Raw genomic sequence first — 17198 nt, 5'->3', positions numbered from 1 at the left:
TCATGCCCCCTTGGCGGCTTGCTTGATCGCCGCGCGGATGCGGTTATAGGTCCCACAGCGGCAGATATTGCCGGCCATGGCGGCGTCGATGTCCGCATCGGTAGGATTGGGGTTGCTCGCCAGCAGCGACGCCGCCGACATGACCTGCCCCGACTGACAGTAGCCGCATTGCACCACGTCCAGTTGACGCCAGGCCTGCTGCACCTTCTGACCGGCCGGCGTGCTGCCCACCGCTTCGATCGTCGTAATTTTTTTATCGCCGACGGCCGCTGCCGGCAGTACGCACGAGCGCACCGCCACGCCGTCGAGGTGCACGGTGCACGCGCCGCATTGCGCGATGCCGCAACCGAACTTCGTGCCGGTCAGACCGACGATATCGCGCAGGACCCACAGTAGAGGCATGTCGGGTGGCGCATCGACAGTGTGCGTCTGGCCATTGATATTCAGCGTTGTCATTGAGCGGCTCCGAGTGGGGTTTATTGTTTATCAGGCTGTTTAGACAGAGACGTCGAACCAAAACATAAAGACTCGCCGCGTTTATTCGACTGACCGGACTAATACGTGTAGTGTTTTTCCGGTCATCGAAAACGGCGATAAATGCACGGGCGCGACCGCGCCGATGCTGACCGGCGAATTGTAGACGCGCATTAAAAAGTTCGCCTCGCGGCTGCACACCGGTGGCCGGCTCAAAGCATTTCGCGGATGGTGATCGCGCGTCTGAAAGCTGTTGTTAATCGACGGGAGACGATCCGCGCATCGGCCTGAACGGCCGGCCTTTATGCGACCCGTGAATCTTGTTGAATCAATACCGGGCGATTTTGTTAGCATGGTCCGGTCTGACTGACTATCCGAAGGAGCAGCACACATGAACGACTCGCAATGCACTCAATTCCTCTCGGACATTCGCCGGCCGCTGTTGGCGCTGCACAAAGCCATTCTCGACCACGAGCGTGCCGTGTATGAAAAGGAATTCGGCCCGGTCACGCCGGCGGCTTTCCTGCAGGTGCTCATCAACGGATCGGGGTTCCGCTGGCTTACGCCGCTCTCGACGGTCATTGCGAACGTCGACGAGATTCTCGACGATAAGGAAGCCGACGCCGTCGACCGGACCGCCGCGGCCGAAGCCGTGACGGGACTCTTCTCGCCCGATCAGCCGAACAACGCTTTTCTGCCGCGCTATCTGCCGCTGTTGCAGGCCGATCCGGCGATCCTGCATCACCATGGCCAGGTGTCGCAGCTGTTGCGCGGGATCGAATCGAAGTAGCCGGTTGCGCGCGGCTTCGTGTGCTCGCGTGATGCGGGTTCGGGCCGCGCTTGGTTTGCGCGTTGGTTGCGATTTGCCGTCGGCATGATCGCGTGTGCGGCGCGTGGCGTTCACCCCGCCTCGGCTCCCGAATTTCCTCACCATCGAAAGCGCGCGTTTCGACCGATCGCGCCTTGTCTGTTCGATTGCGACACGCGTGCGTCGCCGGGCGATTACCAGGCTTTTCGAACACGGCCAACACAACGGGGCCTTATTTCAGGCCAATTTATGCGCGATTCGTAAGAGTGCATGTTGCCGGCCCCACTCGTTTTCGATTGAAACGAGTGCGCGAACGAGTCGTGGCTGAATTTGCCTGGCTTTGCTGAATAAAACAAAGGTGAGCTTCTGCGGGAGAGTTCAGCGGGCGCTACGAAAAGCCGGTCAGCATGCTGCACGAAGCTTTGCTATGGTAGGCAGACTCCCTCGCGACGCTCATCGCTATGCAAATCTGGCCGCTCCCTGAAAGCTATACCTTCCGCGACCAAGCCGTGCGTTTCAACGTTACCGGCAATGGTCCGCCGCTGGTGCTGGTGCACGGCACACCGTTTTCTTCGTATGTGTGGCATCGCATCGCTCCGCATCTCGCACAGACACGCTCGGTCTATTACTACGACCTGCTCGGCTACGGGCAATCCGAACAGCGCGATGGACAGGACGTCTCGCTCGGCGTGCAGAATGCTTTGCTGGCGGAATTGCTCGCGCATTGGCAACTGACAAGCCCGGATGTCATCGCGCATGATTTCGGCGGCGCGACTTCATTGCGGGCGCATCTGATCGATGGCTGCGACTATCGAAGCCTCACGCTGATCGATCCGGTGGCGGTCGCGCCATGGGGTTCGCCGTTCGTGCGGCACGTGCGCGAGCACGGCGACGCGTTCGCCGGACTGCCGCCGTATATCCACGAAGCGGTCGTGAAAGCGTACGTGCGCGGCGCGATAGCGCGCGAGATTCCAGACGACGAACTCACTCCTTATGTGACGCCATGGCTAGGCGCAACTGGCCAGGCCGCGTTCTACCGGCAGATCGCCCAAATGGATCAGCGCTACACCGACGAGGTCGAAGCGCGCTATCCGCAGTTACGCTGTCCGGTGCAGATCCTGTGGGGCGAAGAGGACCAATGGATTCCTTTGGCGCGCGGCCGTCAACTGGCCGCGGCCATACCGGAAGCGCGCTTTCAGGCGGTGCCGAAAGCCGGCCACCTGATGCAGGAAGATGCGCCGGAAGCGATCGTCGCCGCGGCGCTGCTGTGGCTGGATTGAAGCGGCGCGCCTAGCCGCGCCCTTGCGGCAGGTACGGCATTGGATCGATCGGTTTGCCGTCGCGGCGCAACTCGAAGCCCACGGAGACGCGCGAGTTGTTTTCGTCGCCCATCTCGGCGATCTGCTGCCCCTGCGCGACGATATCGCCGGTTTTGACCAGCAGCTTGCGGTTGTGCGAATAGGCGGTCAGGAAGTCCTTGTTGTGCTGGACGATAATCAGACTGCCGTAGCTGTTCAGACCCGTGCCGGCATACATCACCTTGCCGTCGGCCGCGGCGCGTACCGGATCGCCCGGCTTACCGGCGATTTCGATGCCGCGTGTTTCGCCCGGCTGGAATCCTTCGACCACGCGTCCGCCCGCGGGCCAGGCCAGCGCTACGCCGTTCGCGTGCCGCGCGGCTTGCTGCGCCACTTCGCGTGCTTCGGCGGCACTGAGCGCTGGTGACTGCGCTGATTGCGCCGCTTGCGCGGCTTGCGACGGTGACTGCATAGCACCCGACGCGGTTGCCACCGCCTGCCGCGCCGCGACCGAAGCGACCGAAGCGACCGAAGCCGCCGGCGCGGATGCCGCCGCCGATGCCGCCGCGGCTTTCGCTGCCGCATTGGCCGCGTTCACCGCCCGCACCGTTTCCGGCGACGCGACGTGCAAGACCTGCCCCAACTTCAAGCGCGAGGAGGCCTTCAATCCGTTCCAGGTTTGCAACTGCTTTACGCTGCAATGATGATGCTGCGCGATGCGCGCCAGGCTGTCGCCACGTTTGACGCGATACACGAGCGGCGGCGATTTCTTGAGCAGCGCGCTCTGGTCGGCGCTGATGCCGGGCGGTACGGTCGCCGTCGCATCGGATGCGGGCGCGCTTGCCGCCGGCGCACCGGACACAGGCGCCGCGCCCGCTGCGGCGCCTGTCTGGGCGCCCTGCTGCCCCACATTCGCACAACCGCCGACCGCCAGCGCGACCCATACGCCAGCCATACTGGCCATCATTGTTCTGTCGAAGCGCTTTCCCATCTTGTTCGACTCCTGCCTCATTCATTGGCGAGCCGGATGCCGCCTTGCCGCAAGCGACGCGCACGCCCGGACGGCGCGCTGCTTTCCCTGCGACACGGCAAAGCCGCCTCGTGCGGCGCTCACCCATGCCTTTGCCGACCAACCCAACCCCTCGCCTTCACAAGCTGCCGGATGCCACCAGAGCAGCCGATCTTCCGCGAAAAGGGCCAGATTGCCGATTAAAATTCAAGCGGAATTGTAAAGTGCGTTTTATACGAAACGCGCCAACCCACATACTTTGATACAAACCTTACGCAGGGTATTGCGGTCATCGTTGCGCATGCAACGTGTACGGCGGCGGCGCGTGCCCGTCAGGCATCCGCGTGACCGCCGCAAGTCCGGTCGTTATCGGACCGCGCTTCGTGGGCCGCTGGCGAATCGGGTGCGCGTTTGCAAGTCATGTAAAACGCACCTACGGCGACGCCTCGGCAAACGCACGATAACGTTTGCATTAACGGCAAAGTGGCATGGAAACTTGAATCGCCGGCTCCGGCTGGCCGTACGCGTGCAGTAAAAGTCGGGGCGGCGCGCGGAGACAGCACGGAGTGCCTCCGGCTCGATAGGATGAGACATGATGAGAAAGGCGGCACAAGCCCGAGTAATCAGCGTTCATATCGCGCGCGACTGGCGCGAGGTTTACGCTTTCACTTCGGATCCGGCAGCATTTCCCGAGTGGGCATCGGGACTCGGCCGCCCGTTGGGCCACGACGGTGCGATTTGGCGCTTCGAAGGCAGCGAAGGCACGACGACCGTGCGCTTCTGTGCGCCGAACGAGTATGGCGTGCTCGATCACTTCGTGCTTCTGCCCGACGGCAGCGAGATCTATATACCGCTGCGGGTGATCGCGAACGGCAGCGGCTGCGATGTGCAATTCACGCTGTTTCGCGTGCCCGGCATGACTGACGAGAAATTTGCCGCCGACGCGCAATGGGTCGAGCGGGATCTGCGCAAGCTGAAGACGTTGCTCGAAGAGCGGGATTGACGTGCGTGCGTGGCCTCGACGGTTTTTGTCCAGGCTTGCTGTGCCTGATCACCGCGCAAAAAAACGACGCCCTTAACCAGAGAGCGTCGGTTTCTTCTTTAACTGCCTACACCTAGCGCCTGAGACAAAGCGCCAGAAATGCAGCAACGATTCAACGCAGCGCTTTCACCGCATCCGCCGTCACATCGGCAGGCTGACCGCCCCACGTCGCGCGCAGATAGTTGGCGAGTTGTGAGAGTTCCGCATCGCTGAGCTGCGTGGCGAAGCCGGGCATCTCCTGCATCCGTTCGAGGCCCGGAAAATCCTGCGCGCCGATGCCGTCGAGCATCGCCACGATCAGATTGTGGGCATCGCTTTGACGCAGCGTCGAATTGCCGTGCATCGGCACGGCGACATGCGGCTTGCCTTCGCCGTTCAGGCCATGGCAGCCCGCGCAAACGGCGAGATACACGTTGCGCCCTGCTTCGAGCTGAGCGGCATCTGCGGAAACCGGCTGCAGCGGTTGCGGCGCGGGCGCCTGGTCGCCGAGCAGATAGGTCGACATGGCGCGCAAGTCGTCGTGCGTCAGGTACTGGCTGCTCAGATGCACCACGGGATACATTTCGCCGAATGCCGAGCCTTGCGGCGCGATGCCGGTGGCGAAGAAGGTCTGCAGATCGGCGGCGGTCCAGCCACGCGCCGCGAGACCGTGCGGCGTGATATCCGGCGCCGCGATCCGGCCGAGCGCCGCGCCGGTCAGAGGCTTCGCGCCGTCGAGCTGGCCGAACGTGCCGCGCGGCGTATGACACTCGGCACAATGGCCGAGCGCGCTCGCCAGATAGCGGCCGCGATTCCACTGCGCTGTCTGTCCCGTCGACGCATCCGGCAACGCGTCTTTCAGGAACGCCCAGTTCCAGAAACGCACGCCGAAACGCAGGTTGAACGGGAACGACAGGTCGGGCTCGCGGTTCGCCACCGCGGCCGGCTTCTGCGCCATCAGGTACGCGTAGATCGCATCGCTGTCCGCGCGTGATAACTGTCGGTACGACGTGTACGGCATCGCCGGATAGAGTTGCTTGTCCGGCGTGACGCCGTCGTGCAGCGCCTTGTACAGATCGTCCGCGCTCCAGTTGCCGATGCCGTGGTCCTTGTCCGGCGTAATGTTGGTGCCGTAGAAGGTGCCGAACGGCGAAGCCAGCTTCACGCCGCCCGCGAACGGCGCGCCTTCCACGGTCGTGTGACAGGCGGCGCAATCGGCGGCTTTGACGAGGTAGCGGCCGCGCGCGAGTGGATCGGCCGCGGTGGATTGCGGTCCCAATGCGGCGGCCGCGGCCAGCGCACCGGAGTCGTCATGCTTACCGCCGCACGCGCTCAGCGTGAGCATCGTACCGAGCAGCAATAGCGTGCGGCGCAAGGTGATCGGTCGCCTCATCATGCAGCGTCCTTTACGAGGCCCGGCGTCGTCAGCACGACTTCCTTCACGGCTTCGTAATAGCGCACGTAGCCCGTACAGCGGCAGATGTGGTCGTTCAACGCTTCGGTAATGGTCGCCTCGACTTTGTCTTTGGCGACCGGCTGACGCTTCAGGCGTTCAATCAACACGATGGCCGCATTGACGAAGCCCGGCGTGCAGTAGCCGCACTGAAAACTGAAATGCTCGAGAAACTTCTGCTGGATCGGCGCCAACTCGACGACCTCGCCCGCTTCGTTGCGCTTCGCGTGGCCTTCGATCGTGCGAATGGATTTGCCGTGGAAAAAATTCGCACCGGTGATGCAGGTGCGCACTTCTTCGCTGGTGCCGTCCGGTTTGTCGACGATCACCACGCACGCGTGGCAGAGGCCCTGGCCGCAGCCGAGGCGCGAGCCGGTCAGATGCAGATATTCGTGCAGGTAATCGATCATCATCAGCCCGGCGGGCACATCGGTCGGGCCGACGATCTCGCCGTTCACCTTGATCGACAGCGGCATCGAGCGGAAATGCGTCAGCGGCCGCTCGACCACGGCGGCAACGGACGCGCCGGCAGGCGTGCTCGCAGCGACGGCAGCCGAAGCCGCAGCGGCGCCGCTCGCGGGAGCTGCAAAAGAGCCGCTTGCAGAGGCGGCGTTAGCGCTGCTTGCGGGAGCCGTGCCGAGCGCTGCGGAAGCGCCACTTGCTGCAGCAGCGCTCACCGCTCCACTAGCGACATTAGCGTTGGTTTGATTAGGGGCCGTCATGCGAGCACCTCCTGAATACGTTGCGGGGTGACCGGCAGGTCGGTAAAGCGATGTCCGATCGCGTGGGCGATCCCATTCACGATGGCGCCGACCACCGGGATCATCACCACTTCGGCGATGCCCTTCGGCGGATCGGTCTCGGTCAGCGGCGGAAGCACTTCGCCGGTCTGGGTCCAGACGGCGACATCGGTAGCGCGCGGCAAGTGGTAGCGATTGAAGTTCCACGTGCCGTTGCCGGGACCGTCTTCGTAGAGCGGCAAATATTCATGCAGCGCGTGGCCGATGCCCATCGCGAGGCCGCCTTGCAACTGGCCCGACACGAGTTGCGGCGAGATCTGATTGCCGCACTCCATGATCGAGTGATGCGCGAGCAGATCGACCTTGCCGCTCGCTTCATGCACCGAAAGCTCGACCAGCGTGCCGACCGCGCTGTAATACGTCACGGCCGCGTTGTTGCGCTGGACCGGTGGAATGAACACGCGCTGACGATCCAGCACGCGGTAGCGATTCGGCGTGGTCTGCGTCTTCTGCTTATCGGCCGGAGCGCTGTCGCCGTAGCGCACGGCGAGCCCGTCGAGCGGCCAGCGCTCGACGCTGCCGTCGATCTCGAAGTCCGCTTCGGTCCACTGCCAGCGGTTGAACACGTGCACGGTCGCGCCGGTCACGAGCCCGAGTTCGTGCGCCTTCTTCGCGAGCTGTTCGAACGGCAGCGCTTCGAGCCCTGCCGCGGAGAGCTTGCCGTCGACCCAGCGCGCGTCTTCGATACGCACTTCCAGCGGCGCGGCCTGGCCGCCGCCGATGCCCTGGCTCCAGATCGACATCGCCGCCGGCCACAGACCATGCGTGAACAGCACGCGCGCCGCTTCACGCGTGCTGTGCGTGAAGTAGTAAGCGGAATTCGTCGCGCTCGAGGGCGACGCGTAACCAGGCGACCAGCGCGGATTCGCCGCGAGCTTGTCCTGATCCGCTTGCGACATCATGTACGGATCGCCGCTCGTCACCACCGGCAGATCGGGCCAGTCGGTGATGGCGACGTGCACGTCGGTGGCCGGCTTGCCGAGCCACTTCGCCACCGCGACGGCTTGCGAGGTCGACATACCGGTGCCGATTTCGGCGGCGGTGTGTTGCAGGCCGATCTTGCCATCGGCAGTGAATTCGACCTTCGCGAACGAAGTCTCCGCGCCGGTGCCGAAGTCCTTCTGCACGCACGCGAAGCCGACGCCGTAACGCTTGCCCGGATGCGCCGCTTCGAACTCGGCCTTGCGCTTCGCACGATTCGTCCACAGTGGATGCAGCTTCGCCTTGTTCAGCACATCGTCGACGCGAATCGCGCCGGCCGGCACCGCGCCTTGCGTGTTCTTCATGCCGGAACGCAGCGCATTTTTCAGGCGGAACTCGATCGGATCGAGTTCGAGTTGCGCGGCGATTTCGTCGATCATCATCTCGGTCGCGGCCATGCTCTGCAGCGTGCCGTAACCGCGTGCGGAACCCGCGTCGATCGCGCGCGAAGCAATCGCCACCGCCGATAGGTCGTTCTTCGGGAAGTAGTAGATCGACTGCGCGGCCGTCGCGCCGACCATCGCCACCGACGGCGAGAAGTTGCAACGTCCGCCGCCGTTCGCTTCCATCTCCGCCTTGAACGATTGCAGCAGACCGCTCTTTTTATCGACGGCGATGCGGTAGTTCATCTTGAACGCGTGGCGTTTCAACGAAGTCTGGAACTGCTCGTAGCGATCGTTGGCGAGGCGCACGGGACGGCCGTCCGAATACATCGCGCAGACGAGGCCGTAGAACGGCACGTTGAAGTGATCCTTGGAACCGTAGCCCACCGTGTAGCACGGGTGGATGAACAGATGCTTCACCGGGAACGCACACTTCGCGACCATCTCGGCCGCACTGTCGGCGACCTCGGACGGCGCCTGGGTCGGCACGACCATATGCAGCGATTGCGTCGCCGCGTCGTACCAGCAGTTCGCGTTGTCGGGCTCGAGCGCGGCCGTGTCGATCGACTGCGTGTTGTACTCGCGCTGCATCACCAGCCAGTCCGGCGACGGCTGATCGAGTTCCTGCTGGATGCGCGCGGCGTGGAACATGCCCTGTTCGTCGAGCTTGCCGTGTTCGACGCCGTCCGGCCACACCGGTTGATGCTTGCGCATCATGCTCGGGAAAACGGGAGCGTCTTTCAGACTGGAGAAGGTGTCGTCGTCGTACGGCGTCTTGCCGCCGACGCGCACGAAACGGAACGTGCCCCACGGATCGCGTTCGAGCGCGCCGGTTGGCGCGCCGTAACGGATGATCTGATCCTGGAATTTCAGCTTGTCTTTCGCGAAACGGAAGCGCGCGAAGTCGTGATAGATCAGGATCGCCACCGCCTGGCCGAGATACGCGGGCGTCTTGCCCGGCGGTAGCAGCATGTCGTCGCCATAGAACGCCGGGAAGATCAGGCCGTCGCGCGCCAGATCGGCGGCGGTAATCACGCGGTCCGGCTTCAGTTCGTCGCTGAGCAGCGACAGGTCGAAGCCCTCATAGCTGCGGTCGGCTTGCGTCGTGCGCAGAATGAAAGCGTGCGATTGCTGCTGCGGCCAGTGCGGCATGTCGGCGGCGCGAATGTCGCGGGCGAACACTTTCGAGCCGGTCACTTTAGCAATCCCGTCGATGCGGAATTTCGCCTGGCCGTTGGCTGCATCCCACTGCACGGGCGTCAGGAATTTTTCTTCGAACAACGCAGCGAATGCGCGGCTGCCCATCGGCGCGATATACACCGACACACCCGCCAGCACGCTGGCCTTCAGAAAACTGCGACGCGAAAGGTCGAGTTTCCCCATGGACTTCTCCTTTAGTGAATACGGCGGCAACCCGGCCTCGCGGGGCTTCCTTCGAGGCGTCGTCCAAGGGGCATCCATCGAGGCGGCCCGTGAGGTGACTGCCTTCGGGCGTCGTCTGAAAGACGCGCAGCATCGCGCGCGAGCGTCCGCGTGCGTGCCGGCACACGACGAACTTGCGCTGGACGGCCGTCACCACGAGGGAGGTATTCGAACCGCGGACGCTATCTAACGTCCGGGCGTACCGGCGACCTGCGACAACCGTCACTTCGGTCGTGCCGCAGTCGATCTGATTGACCTTGAACTACCGTGAGTTGCCTTTCCTCGCCCCACAGAGGGCAAGGGGCGGGATTATCGCGTTGATTGGCCGCAGCGTGCGTCAAATTTTGTGCGCTATCTCGCAAATAACGGATCTGGTATGAAGCGCTGTATTTTCAGGTTTACAGCGGCTTTCGGCGATTTTCGGCGATTTTCGATCTTTTAATCAGCATGCCAAACTATGCGCGCACGATGCTAATGCCCAGTGCGTCGAACGGCGAGGTCAACGCCTCATCCGTGTTTCGCTCGACGACGATCGTACTGGCCGCTGTCACGTCCGCGATCTTGTATGCCGAGGCCGCATTGAGTTTTTCCGCCGACGCCAGCACCACCGTCTCCGCCGCGTGTTCCGCGAACGCGCGCTTCACGTAGGCCTCTTCCCTGTCGCCGGTGCTCAGACCCGCTTGCGGATGCACGCCGGTCACGCCCATGAAATACAGGTCCGCGCGAATGTGGCTGAGCGTTTCGATGGCCGCGGCGCCGACGTTGACCATCGAATGCCGGAACAGGCGGCCGCCGATCATGACGACCTCGAGCTCGGCATGCTCCGCGAGTTCAACGGCGACGCTCGGGCTATGCGTGACGATCGTCGCGCGCAAGTCACGCGGCAGATGGCGCGCCAGCTGCACGGCCGTCGTGCCACCGTCGACGAACACAATCTGGCCGTGCGCGATCATGGCCGCCGCCGCCCGCCCGATCGCCGCCTTCGACGCCGATTCGATCCGCTCGCGCCCGGCAAAATCCACCGCCGCCGGCGAGGCCGGCAGTGCGCCGCCATGCACGCGCTGAAGCTGGCCTTCGGCGGCGAGTTCGCGCAGATCGCGGCGAATCGTGTCCTCGGAGACTTCGAATTCAGCGCTCAAGGTTTTGGCGATCACTTGCCCATTGCGCTTGAGTGCGTCGAGTATCAGCTGCTTTCTTTGCGATGTGAGCACGGCGACGGTCCTCGGCGAGTTTCGTGGGTTTGCACGAAATTGCTTGTTTTTGCACGATATCGCACGATACCATGATTCGCATGCGGAGCGAACCGCGTTTCCACGGGACAGGGTGCGAGCCATGAACGAAATCGCCGAACGGGTCAGGATTGTCGACGTCGAGGTGCTGTCAGACGACTGGTACGTGCTGAAAAAAACCACCTTCGACTACCGGCGCGCCGACGGCAGCTGGCAGCGGCAGAGCCGCGAAACCTACGACCGCGGCAACGGCGCGACGCTGCTGCTTTACGAACCGCGCCGGCGCACGGTCGTGCTGACGCGGCAGTTCCGCCTGCCGGCGTTCGTCAACGGCCATCACGGCATGCTGATCGAAACGCCGGCCGGGCTGCTGGAGACCGCGTCGCCGGACGAGCGGATTCGCGCCGAAGTCGAGGAAGAAACCGGCTACCGCGTGCACGACGTCCGCAAGGTCTTCGAGGCTTTCATGAGTCCGGGTTCGGTCACGGAGAAACTGCACTTTTTCGTCGCCGAATACGATGCGGTGGCGAAAGTCGGCGCGGGCGGCGGCCTCGCCGACGAAGGCGAAGACATCGAGGTGCTGGAACTGCCGGTGGACGAAGCGCTGGCGATGATCGAGCGCGGTGAAATCGTCGACGGAAAAACCATCATGCTGTTGCAGTACGCCAGGCTGAACCTTTTTCGCACATAGCTGGAACGTGGCGAGTTTCCCCGCTTTTCGGATTCATCCTATCGGGCATTAGGAAAAAGCCGATAGGTTGGACCCGGCAATAAAAATATTCTTGCGTATCCCATTGAGGTCGACCGGCGCCGCAATCAAGGCGGCGCCGGTTTATCGAATGGAAACCCTTTCCGTCAGAATATTTTTGATTCGCCGCTTTTCTCAAGGCGGCGCATAAAGCCGAGGTTCAATTGGATTCTCTCAGTTCAGCAAGTCGATTCATGAGCGGTTTTTTCTTCGGCACCCTGATTGCCGCCGTCATCATGGTGCTCTTGTGCAATGCCGGCGAATTTTCGCCGTTTATGGCCAAACTGCATGCGCTGGAACAGGTTATCGTGACCGCGCTGATTTCCATCGTAATCGTCGACGCCAAACCGCTGGCCTATAAGACCGTGTGGCGCGAGCGCCGCTGCAGCTTCGTCCTCGATGAAGATATCAACGCCACGCTTCGCGGCCGGACTTTCGGCATTCCATTCGGCGTGATCGTCGGCATTCTGTTTCAGAATTGCGTGATGAATTGAGCGTTAATCAGCTTTAATAAGCCGCTCGATATTCGTCATCTTTAATTCGCGCGCCTTGTGATACTCCGTTGTCCAAGGCGCGCAGTTCGTTTAGCTCTTCCTTTTCCCAGCCGCGGCTTGATCCGATAGTCGACCAGCCGATCAATGCCCGCTGCGTTCGCTGTCCAGATGCGCCATCTGCACCTCGTTGTAGCGTGAGCCCGCCACGGCTTCAGGCGGAATCGCCGCCTCGATGCGCGCCAGTTCGTCGGCGCCGCCGACCAGCAACTCGGCAGCTTCACCAAAGCCGCCGAGCAGATGCAACTGCCGCGCCCCACCGTCAGTAACGCGATCCAATACCTGGAAAGCCATCTGCGCGTGCGGCTGCTTCAGCGCACCATGCGGCGCGTCGCGCTCACGCCCGAAGGCGCCGCCTATCACGAGCGCTGCGTTCAGGTGCTGGCCGATATCGACGACGCCGAGGCGCTCTTCGCCGATGTCGCTACCGGCCCGCGCGGCGCGATCCGCGTCGACTTGCCGGAGCGGCTGGCGCTGCACTCGGTGATTCCCGCGCTGCCGGACTTCTTCGCGCGCTATCCGGACATTCGCGTCGTGCTGAGCGCGACCGACCGCATGATCGATCTGATCGAGGACGGCGTGGATCGCGCGGTGCGGGTGGGCAACATGGGCGACACGACGCTGGTCGCGCGGCGCATCGGCGAGTTCGAGCAGATCAATTGCGCATCGCGCGGCCACATCGAAAAATACGGCCTGCCGCGCACGCCCGCCGATCTGGACGACCATGTCGCCGTCGGCTTTTTCTCCAGCCGCAGCGGGCGCGATCTCGACTGGGAATATCTGGAGCAAGGCGAACTGAAGACAGTGCCGATGCGCAGCGCCGTCTCGGTCAACAGCGCGCATGCCTATATCGGCTGTTGCCTCGCCGGACTCGGCATGATTCAGGGGCCGGTCGGCAGCGTGGATGCGCAGCTGTTCGAGAGCGGCGAACTCGTCGAAGTGCTCAAGGACTGGAAAGCGCCGCCGCTGCCGGTGTCGGTGGTGTTTCCACATGGCCGGCATCTGGCGCCGCGCGTGCGGATTTTCGTCGACTGGGTGGCGGAGTTGATCGGCAAGCGAACGCCCGCCGCGGCAGCGTCCAAAAACAAACGGCCGCGCGGCCCGGCTAAGTAAGCTGGAGTCAGAACTTATGCCGGATCGCCGCGCGCACCACGACCTGTTTCGAGGTCGATGACGGCGACTGCGTGCCGACGTTGAAGGCATCGTCCAGAATCGAATAGGTCGAGTCGCCGGTTACCTGCTGATACTCGCCCTGGATGTAGACGTCGGTGCGTTTGGACAGGTTGTAATCCGCCATCAGGCCAAACGAGTGAATTTTCGGCTTCACGCCGCCGCTCGAGGCGTCGTAGGTTTCCATCGTGTACACGTACTGCGCGCCGACGAACAGCATCGGCGAAATCTGATACTTGCCGTTCACCTCGAAGTTTTGATACTTCAGCGAGTTCAGCAAGACGCCCGGCGGCACGAGCGGCGTCACGCCGAGATAGCCGTTGCCGGTCGGGTCCAGATAATTCGAGTTGGTATAGACGAAGCCGGCCGTCGCCGGACCGAACGTATACGTGATGCCGCCGCCGAACACGCGCATGCGGGCGGCGATGAAACTGGCGTCGTTCGCCGCGATCGCACCGTTCGCGCCATTGCCGGGATTGTCGGCCTGCAGATACGCCGCGGCCACCAGCAGTCCGCCATAGGAATACTGGCCGCCGAAACTGTACGCGCGATTGTTGGCGAAGTTGGTGTCGTTGCTGAAGCTATACACGCCGCCGAACTGGAAGCCGGACAGCGACGGACTCGTGTACTTGACCGAGTTGTCGAGCCTGAACGAGTTGTCGGTATTGTCGTTGTCGTACGGGTGCGAGAAGAGCGAGCCGGCCCAGTTGCCGTTGGCCGTGGTCTGGGCCAGATAGTCGACCACCGAATCGTACTGGCGGCCGAACGTCAACGTGCCGAACTGGTTCGCGCTCAAACCGACAAAGGCCTGGCGGCCGAACATGCGGCCGCCCTGATTGAGCCGCCCGGAACTCACGTCGAAACCGTTTTCCAGCTGGAAGATCGCCTTCAGGCCGCCGCCCAGTTCCTCGGCGCCTTTCAGCCCCCAGCGGCTGCCTTGCGCATAGCCGCTCGCCAGCTCGTAGACATGGCCGCGGCCGACATTGTTGGTGTAGTTGATGCCTTCGTCGAGCACGCCATACAGCGTGACGCTCGTCTGCGCCAGGGCGGGCGCGGCTAAAGCGGCGGACATAGCGGTGGAGACAGCTAGCGCGAACACTTGCTTGTTCATGACGATCTCCCTGCACTCGAGCAATGGGACAACTCGATCCGGCCGCTTTGTTCTTTGCGCCTCAAAAGGCGCTGCACCGCCCTTGACGCGCTTTACAGAAATCCTCACACGCCGTTAGAGCGCCGTCCATTGGGTGTCGTGTCGATGTCTCAAAATGTTGCGAAATCTCCACTTGGTGCGCTGGGCCCTTTTGTCGCGGCGCTCATTCAGGTAAACGGCGCAACGCCGCGCGGACTTGATACCGGCGGCACATTACGCGCGCCGCGTTGGCCGGTCTCAAGCCGATTTGTCACGAAAAGAAATATAATCGCAGGCTTCTTGCGGCGGCGCAGCGGAACTCCGCGCCGCCACGCGGGTCACTTTGACTGCCCCCTGCAACCGTGCCACGTCCGGCCGGTTGGTAAGCGGCGACGCGGGTCGCGTATCCGCCGCAGCATCCCAAATCCAATTTCTAAAAGCCTTGTGAGACGCCTGCCGCGCTGAACCAGCGCGCCGTCGCACGGGGTTTGCTTTTGGCGAACACAATGCAAAAGTCGCAATCCCGCCTGATCGAACTCGATTTTTTTCGGGGGCTGGTCCTTCTGATCATCGTCGTCGACCACATCGGCGGCAGCATTCTGTCGCGCGTCACGCTGCACGCCTACGCGCTATGCGACGCCGCCGAGGTGTTCGTGTTCCTCGGCGGCTTTGCGACCGCCACGGCCTACGCCGCGCTGGCCGAACGGCGCAACGAGACGATCGCGCGCAGCCGCTTCCTGCGGCGCTCGCTGGAAATCTATCGCGCGTTCCTCGTCACCGCCGCGCTGATGCTGCTGGTCAGCGCCGTGCTCAGCGCATTCAGCATCGACGGGCCGAACCTCGCCACCACCGATCTCGACGATCTGATGGACACCCCGCTCGCGGCGCTCGGCGACATCCTGCTGTTCCGCCGCCAGCCGTATCTGGCTTCGGTGCTGCCCATGTACGCGTTCTTCGCGCTGCTGGTGCCGATGATCCTGCCGCTCGCGCGCAGCAAGCCGTGGCTGCTGCTGGCCGGCAGCGTTGCGCTGTGGGCCGGCGCGCCGGCCATCGTCGCCTACCTGCCCGCCGCGCCGGACATGCACTGGGATTTCAATCCGTTCGCCTGGCAGTTGCTGTTCGTGCTCGGCGTGCTGGCCCGTTGCCAGCCGGTTTATCAGCGCGTGAGCGCGCACCGTCTGAGCTGGCTCGTTAGCCTGCTGGCGTTCGCCGTGGTCGCGGCGGCCGCTTACTACAAGCTGTTCATCGAACACGAACCGCTCGATGCCAGCCTCAAGCAAAACCTCTCGTACCTGCGGGCTGTCAATTTCCTCGCCATCGCGTGGCTGGTCGCGAATCTGATTCAGCTCGGCTGGGCAAGAAAGCTCGCGCAATGGGTGCCGTGGGTCGGCGTGATTGGGCGCAAGGGGTTGCTGTGCTTTATCGCCGGCGCGGTGATCTCGCTGGTGGTCGACTCCGTGCTGTACGCGGCGACGGACGGTTATCTGAACTATCCGCTCGGACTGCTCGCGGATGCCATCGCGATCGGCGCGCTGTTCGCGGTGGCGCTGGGCGTGGAGCCGCTCAAGCGTCTGGCCGGCCGGTTGTATGGCGGGTGGTTGCGCACGTCGCCGTGAGCGGGGCATGCACGCGTATGGGTGTGGGCTCACCGCGTGGTGGCCACAGCTATTTTCTGCTATTCAATCACGCTCCATACCGCCGTCCGCTGAACTTGTTAGCGGTCAAAATGCTCCGCCGATCCTGATAGCATGACGGCCGCGCGCAACCTGTGCGGCGGCCTCCTACTCTGACATGCGTCTATTCCTACGTTCAGCCCTCGTTGCGCTTTGCGCGGCCTCGATCAGCGCGCCGGTGCTCGCCAGCACCGTGATCAGCCGCAGCTTCCATTCCGACGCCCTCGGCCGCGACTGGGCCTACACGATCTATCTGCCGACCGGCTATCGCCATAACGGCAGCCGCCTGCCCGTGCTGTATCTCCTGCACGGCAATAACGGCGACGCCAACGACTGGATCACACAAGGCCATCTGCAGGGCGTGGCCGACGCGTTGATCGACCACAAGGACATGCCGCCCGTCGTGATCGTGATGCCGCAAGGCGGCACGGACTGGTACGTCGATCGCAAGGAAAAGATGGAGACCGCGTTCTTCGACGATCTGCTGCCCGAGATCGAAACGCGCTACGCGGTCTCGACGCAACGCGGCGCGCGCATGATCGGCGGCGTCTCGATGGGCGGCTTCGGCGCGCTGCGTTATGCGATGACGCAACCCGAGCGCTTTTGCGGCGCGCTGCTGCTGAGCCCCGCGATCTATCCGAACGAGCCGCCGCGCGCGTCGGCTGCGCGCCGCGTCGGCGTGTTCGGCGAGCGCGAATTCGACGCGCGTATCTGGCACGAACTCAACTACCCGGCGCAGTGGGATCGCTACATGAGCCGGCCCTACCGCCTGCCGATGTTCATCGCCGCCGGCGACGACGACCTCGCGATCCAGGCCGATGCATCGACGCTGTACACGCACCTGCGGCTGGCGGGCAATCCGGCGGCGCTGCGCATCATCGACGGCGGCCACACGTGGGACGTCTGGAGCGCGCTGCTGCCCGCCGCGCTCAAATACACGCTCGGTTGCGTGAAGTCGCAACCGCAGCAGCCGCCGCCGCAGGACCATCCGTCAAACCAGCGGCCCTGAGCGATTCAGCAACACTGCCTGAAGCGGGTCTGAAAACCCG

At 63.3% G+C, this 17198-nt stretch carries 16 protein-coding genes; 8 read left to right on the top strand and 8 right to left on the bottom strand.

Translation table 11 applies throughout. The features are described 5' to 3' along the window. Nucleotides 1-456 carry a (2Fe-2S)-binding protein gene (locus tag PQR54_RS34075; protein ID WP_012426834.1) on the bottom strand — a complete coding sequence of 152 codons (456 nt, stop codon included), beginning with the start codon at nucleotides 454-456 and terminating at the stop codon, nucleotides 1-3. A gap of 409 nt (nucleotides 457-865) precedes the next feature. Here PQR54_RS34075 and PQR54_RS34070 point away from each other — a divergent pair, with 409 nt between their 5' ends. Beyond that, a complete protein-coding gene (locus tag PQR54_RS34070; RefSeq protein ID WP_408253394.1) occupies nucleotides 866-1264 on the top strand; it encodes a hypothetical protein in 399 nt (132 codons plus the stop codon). A gap of 479 nt (nucleotides 1265-1743) precedes the next feature. Beyond that, complete coding sequence (locus PQR54_RS34065) at nucleotides 1744-2562, top strand: alpha/beta fold hydrolase (protein WP_408253391.1); 819 nt, start codon at nucleotides 1744-1746, stop codon at nucleotides 2560-2562. 10 nt (nucleotides 2563-2572) lie between these two features. Here the strand turns inward: PQR54_RS34065 and PQR54_RS34060 are convergent, their stop codons facing one another. Continuing rightward, nucleotides 2573-3571, bottom strand: coding sequence for a peptidoglycan DD-metalloendopeptidase family protein (locus PQR54_RS34060; protein WP_408253390.1), 999 nt, complete (start codon nucleotides 3569-3571; stop codon nucleotides 2573-2575). Nucleotides 3572-4181: 610 nt separating this feature from the next. Between PQR54_RS34060 and PQR54_RS34055 the strand changes: the two genes are divergently transcribed. Next, a complete protein-coding gene (locus PQR54_RS34055; RefSeq protein ID WP_408253388.1) occupies nucleotides 4182-4592 on the top strand; it encodes an SRPBCC family protein in 411 nt (136 codons plus the stop codon). 151 nt (nucleotides 4593-4743) lie between these two features. On the opposite strand, the gene PQR54_RS34050 is transcribed toward PQR54_RS34055, so the two are convergent. The 4 genes from PQR54_RS34050 to PQR54_RS34035 all read right to left on the bottom strand — a co-directional run bounded on the left by PQR54_RS34050 (nucleotide 4744) and on the right by PQR54_RS34035 (nucleotide 10860). Further along, nucleotides 4744-6006 carry a c-type cytochrome gene (locus PQR54_RS34050; protein ID WP_408253385.1) on the bottom strand — a complete coding sequence of 421 codons (1263 nt, stop codon included), beginning with the start codon at nucleotides 6004-6006 and terminating at the stop codon, nucleotides 4744-4746. Next, entirely contained in the window at nucleotides 6003-6785 is a 783-nt protein-coding gene (locus tag PQR54_RS34045) for a (2Fe-2S)-binding protein (protein ID WP_408253383.1), read from the bottom strand. Before PQR54_RS34045 ends, PQR54_RS34050 begins: the two co-directional genes overlap by 4 nt. Next, nucleotides 6782-9610 (bottom strand): xanthine dehydrogenase family protein molybdopterin-binding subunit, encoded by a 2829-nt coding sequence (locus PQR54_RS34040; protein WP_408253380.1) that lies wholly within the window; start codon nucleotides 9608-9610, stop codon nucleotides 6782-6784. The genes PQR54_RS34045 and PQR54_RS34040 overlap by 4 nt, the downstream gene beginning before the upstream one ends. Before the next feature lie 494 nt (nucleotides 9611-10104). Next, nucleotides 10105-10860, bottom strand: a complete 756-nt coding sequence (locus tag PQR54_RS34035) for a DeoR/GlpR family DNA-binding transcription regulator (RefSeq protein WP_408253377.1) — start codon at nucleotides 10858-10860, stop codon at nucleotides 10105-10107. A 121-nt stretch (nucleotides 10861-10981) separates the two neighbouring features. Between PQR54_RS34035 and PQR54_RS34030 the strand changes: the two genes are divergently transcribed. Both PQR54_RS34030 and PQR54_RS34025 read left to right on the top strand, forming a co-directional pair. Further along, nucleotides 10982-11569, top strand: a complete 588-nt coding sequence (locus PQR54_RS34030; RefSeq protein ID WP_408253375.1) for an NUDIX domain-containing protein — start codon at nucleotides 10982-10984, stop codon at nucleotides 11567-11569. 251 nt (nucleotides 11570-11820) lie between these two features. Beyond that, the gene (locus PQR54_RS34025; RefSeq protein ID WP_408253372.1) at nucleotides 11821-12120 is read left to right on the top strand and encodes a hypothetical protein; all 300 of its coding nucleotides are present in this window, start codon (nucleotides 11821-11823) and stop codon (nucleotides 12118-12120) included. A gap of 141 nt (nucleotides 12121-12261) precedes the next feature. On the opposite strand, the gene PQR54_RS34020 is transcribed toward PQR54_RS34025, so the two are convergent. Beyond that, nucleotides 12262-12423, bottom strand: coding sequence for a hypothetical protein (locus PQR54_RS34020; RefSeq protein ID WP_408253370.1), 162 nt, complete (start codon nucleotides 12421-12423; stop codon nucleotides 12262-12264). Here PQR54_RS34020 and PQR54_RS34015 point away from each other — a divergent pair. Beyond that, the gene (locus PQR54_RS34015; protein WP_408253368.1) at nucleotides 12418-13290 is read left to right on the top strand and encodes a LysR family transcriptional regulator; all 873 of its coding nucleotides are present in this window, start codon (nucleotides 12418-12420) and stop codon (nucleotides 13288-13290) included. The two genes, PQR54_RS34020 and PQR54_RS34015, sit on opposite strands and share 6 nt — an antisense overlap. 7 nt (nucleotides 13291-13297) lie before the next feature. Here PQR54_RS34015 and PQR54_RS34010 read toward each other — a convergent pair whose 3' ends face one another. Then, the gene (locus PQR54_RS34010) at nucleotides 13298-14458 is read right to left on the bottom strand and encodes a porin (RefSeq protein WP_408253365.1); all 1161 of its coding nucleotides are present in this window, start codon (nucleotides 14456-14458) and stop codon (nucleotides 13298-13300) included. Nucleotides 14459-14982: 524 nt separating this feature from the next. On the opposite strand from PQR54_RS34010, the gene PQR54_RS34005 reads away from it, so the two are divergent. Together PQR54_RS34005 and PQR54_RS34000 are read left to right on the top strand one after the other, a co-directional pair. Further along, a complete protein-coding gene (locus PQR54_RS34005) occupies nucleotides 14983-16092 on the top strand; it encodes an OpgC domain-containing protein (RefSeq protein ID WP_408253362.1) in 1110 nt (369 codons plus the stop codon). Between the two features lie 175 nt (nucleotides 16093-16267). Then, nucleotides 16268-17158 (top strand): alpha/beta hydrolase, encoded by an 891-nt coding sequence (locus PQR54_RS34000; RefSeq protein ID WP_408253360.1) that lies wholly within the window; start codon nucleotides 16268-16270, stop codon nucleotides 17156-17158. Nucleotides 17159-17198: the final 40 nt, after the last annotated feature.

The organism is Paraburkholderia phytofirmans (genome assembly GCF_046028095.1).
Lineage (GTDB): Bacteria > Pseudomonadota > Gammaproteobacteria > Burkholderiales > Burkholderiaceae > Paraburkholderia > Paraburkholderia phytofirmans_A.
The sequence above is the reverse complement of the archived record's forward strand: the minus strand, read 5'-3'. Positions and strand labels throughout refer to the sequence as shown.